The organism is Mesorhizobium sp. M7A.F.Ca.ET.027.03.2.1 (genome assembly GCF_003999175.1).
Classification (GTDB): Bacteria; Pseudomonadota; Alphaproteobacteria; order Rhizobiales; family Rhizobiaceae; genus Mesorhizobium.
Genome location: NZ_RZOM01000820.1, coordinates 1 through 2,865 on the forward strand (window position 1 = coordinate 1; position 2,865 = coordinate 2,865).

The following is a 2,865-nucleotide window of genomic DNA, read 5'->3' on the forward strand; positions in this document are numbered from 1 at the left end:
ATGTAGAGGTTCCCACGCGTCACCGTCAGAACGTTTTCGATCACGGATGGAAAATGCATGGCCGCGATCAACGAAACGCAGTCGGAAAAGGCTTCCTGAAAGCCCAGATATTCGGGGAACTCAGCTCCCGGCTTGGGTATGCCCAGGACGCTGTAGACGAACGCATGGCCAACCTCATGCGCGATAATATCGAAGTCGAGGCTGAAGGGGAGCGCGCGTCCGTCTTCCGTGAATTGGCTGCCGAGCTCGAGGAAGCCATAGCCGTATTGAGCGTTGTCCCAATCCGGCAGGATCGAGATTTCCAGACGGTCGTGGTGATCGTGGAAATGCCAGACGAGCGGTTGGCCGATGTAACGCTCCCAAACGTCGAGCGTGAAGCGCACGCGTTCGGATGCGTGCGCTGCTTCGAAGCCGGGCGTCGAGGGCTGATAGTGATCGAAGTTGCCTTCCTCGTCGGGAATGGCCGGATCGAGGATCGCTCGCGTCCAGGGCGGCAGGGAGATGAAGGGCGTGCCCAACGGACCGTGGTTGACGCCATAGGGCCGCGTCTTGTCGGCCGGCTCGACGACATACATACGATCGTCGGATGGGCCAGGTCCGACACTGCCTCGCGGGGACGAAACCGTAATGATCTCGGGACTTGACGTAGGGTCTTCGAACGGAGGCTGAACGAACAACCTGAACCGGGTACCCATTCCCCACCTCTCGGTTATATTAGTAGCATAACATAATATCCGCGGGATGGCGAGGGCGTTGGTTTGTCGGGTAAATCTTCCTGAAGGCCGATTATTGATTATCGGCGACAATTTGACTCAAGAACAATGCGTATCGCTACTGCAGCAGCTGGAGCAACTTCTGGTAGCGAGGATGACTACGAACAGAGGCGAAATCGGAATCGTTCTTGAACCAGAGTCTCATCTCGGCGCCAGCCTGCGGCAGCCACGCTTCCAAAAGGTCGATCGAACGTTCGAACTCCCCCAGCAACGCATAGGTACAAGCTGCGTTGTATTGGACGTTGATATCGTTAGGGTCGATCGCCAGAGACCGGTCAAGCCACTTGGCCGCCCTATCGCGTTCACCAAGGAAGGCCAGCACGATAGCCCCCAGGCAGGCACAATTGGCGTTCTCGGGATGCAAACGGAGTTCCTCTTCAGCTCTCTCCAATGCGATTCGTGCATAAAGCTCCGCGTCGTTCTGTTGGCCGAGAGTCCGAAAGACGTTCACCAGCATGACCGGTGCGCCGTAGTCGGACGGTTTGATTTCCATCGCGCGCATGAAGTACGTGGCGGCGAACTCGAACTTGCCGCCGGTTACGCAAAACTCGGCATAGTAACGATTGGCCTCGTGGCAATTGGCGTCGAGCGTAAGAGCCTGTTCGAACGCCGCCGCGGCCTCGGAACGGCGATCGGCGAGGGAGAGGGCAAAGCCCCTGGCTGAATGCGCTTCGGCCAAATTCGCGTCCAGGGCTAGGGCCTTGTCCGCGGTCGCGAGAATGTCGTCCACATGGATCGGTGAGCCGTAGTTCGACTGAAGGCGTACGTCGCAGACCGCCAGACCTGCATAGGCACGGGCATATCCCGGATCGAGCTCAATGGCCCTGATATAGCTTTGTCTGGCCATCAGGTGGTTGGCTCTGGTCGCAATGTGGCTGTAATCGCGCCCTCGAAGGTAATGCGTATAGGCTTCCACATTGTCCGTCGGCGCCTGCTCGATAGCTTTCCTCTCCTCAGGCAGGAGCTTGACCCTGAGCTGCGCCACGACCGCTTTGGCGATTTCGTCCTGCACGGCGAAGATGTCGGTGAGGTCGCGGTCGTAGCGGGCAGCCCAAACGTGTCCGTCCGTGGCGCCCTCGATCAACTCGGCATTGATCCTGACCCGGTTTCCCGCCTTGCGGACGCTGCCCTCGACAATGTAGCCGACGCCAAGCTCCCTGGCGATGCGTTCCATCTTGTCGGTCCTGCCCTTGAACGCGAAGACTGTATTGCGGCTGAGCACGAACAGGCCGGAGACGTTCGAGAGGTCGGTTATGATGTCTTCAGTGATGCCATCGCTGAAATACTGCTGGTCGGGATCAGCGCTAAGATTGGCGAATGGCAGGATCGCCACCGACGGCTTGTCGGACCGCACCAGCGTCTGGACGGTTCTGGCCGCAACATGCGTCTCGACATAAGACACGCCCTGGTCCCAGTTGGCGAAGTAGACATGCACCTGCTGGGCAATGTTCTTGACGGTCCTGGTGCCCTGATCGGCGAAGTCGACGCCCAGCTTGTTGCCGACCGCATGGCGCACCGCTTCCGAGCAGGCAATGCCGCCGGGCATCGCGAGGCCCTGCAGCCGCACCGCAAGATTGACACCGTCGCCCTGGAAATCATCACCGTCGACAATGATGTCGCCAAGGTTGATGCCCATGCGAAACTTGAAATGCCGATCCTCGGGGATGCCGGCATTCCGCTCGGGCATGCCGCGCTGGATCTCGACCGCGCAGCGCGCCGCATTGATTACGCTGCCGAACTCGACAAGAAAGCCGTCACCCATCACTTTGAAGATGCGCCCACCGTGCTTGGTGACGGTCGGATCGAAGAACTCCCGTCGATGCTGCCGAAGGAGATTGAGCGTGTGCTCTTCGTCGACCTCCATAAGGCGGCTATAGCCGACCACATCCGCGGCCAGGATCGCCGCCAGCCGACGCTCAACATGCTCCTCGGACATGTCGTCTCCTGAAATCGCAGACAATTGTTCCGCCTGAGTTAGTTCTAGCTGATTTACCTGCTCGGCGCCAACGCCGCTGGAGGTCGCTCGCGCCCGATTCGCGGTCTCGGCCGTCATGGTCGCGAAATGGAAGCGAAAGCCGTTGGCCGATTATCC

Annotated in this window: 1 protein-coding gene and 1 pseudogene; both read right to left on the bottom strand. The window is 59.3% G+C overall.

Annotated features, from left to right (window positions below; translation table 11 throughout):
• Positions 1 to 695, bottom strand: a pseudogene (locus EN750_RS27450) (hypothetical protein); the annotation flags it as partial.
• A 136-nt stretch (positions 696 to 831) separates the two neighbouring features.
• Positions 832 to 2,709, bottom strand: coding sequence for an adenylate/guanylate cyclase domain-containing protein (locus tag EN750_RS27455; RefSeq protein WP_127398547.1), 1,878 nt, complete (start codon positions 2,707 to 2,709; stop codon positions 832 to 834).
• Positions 2,710 to 2,865: the final 156 nt, after the last annotated feature.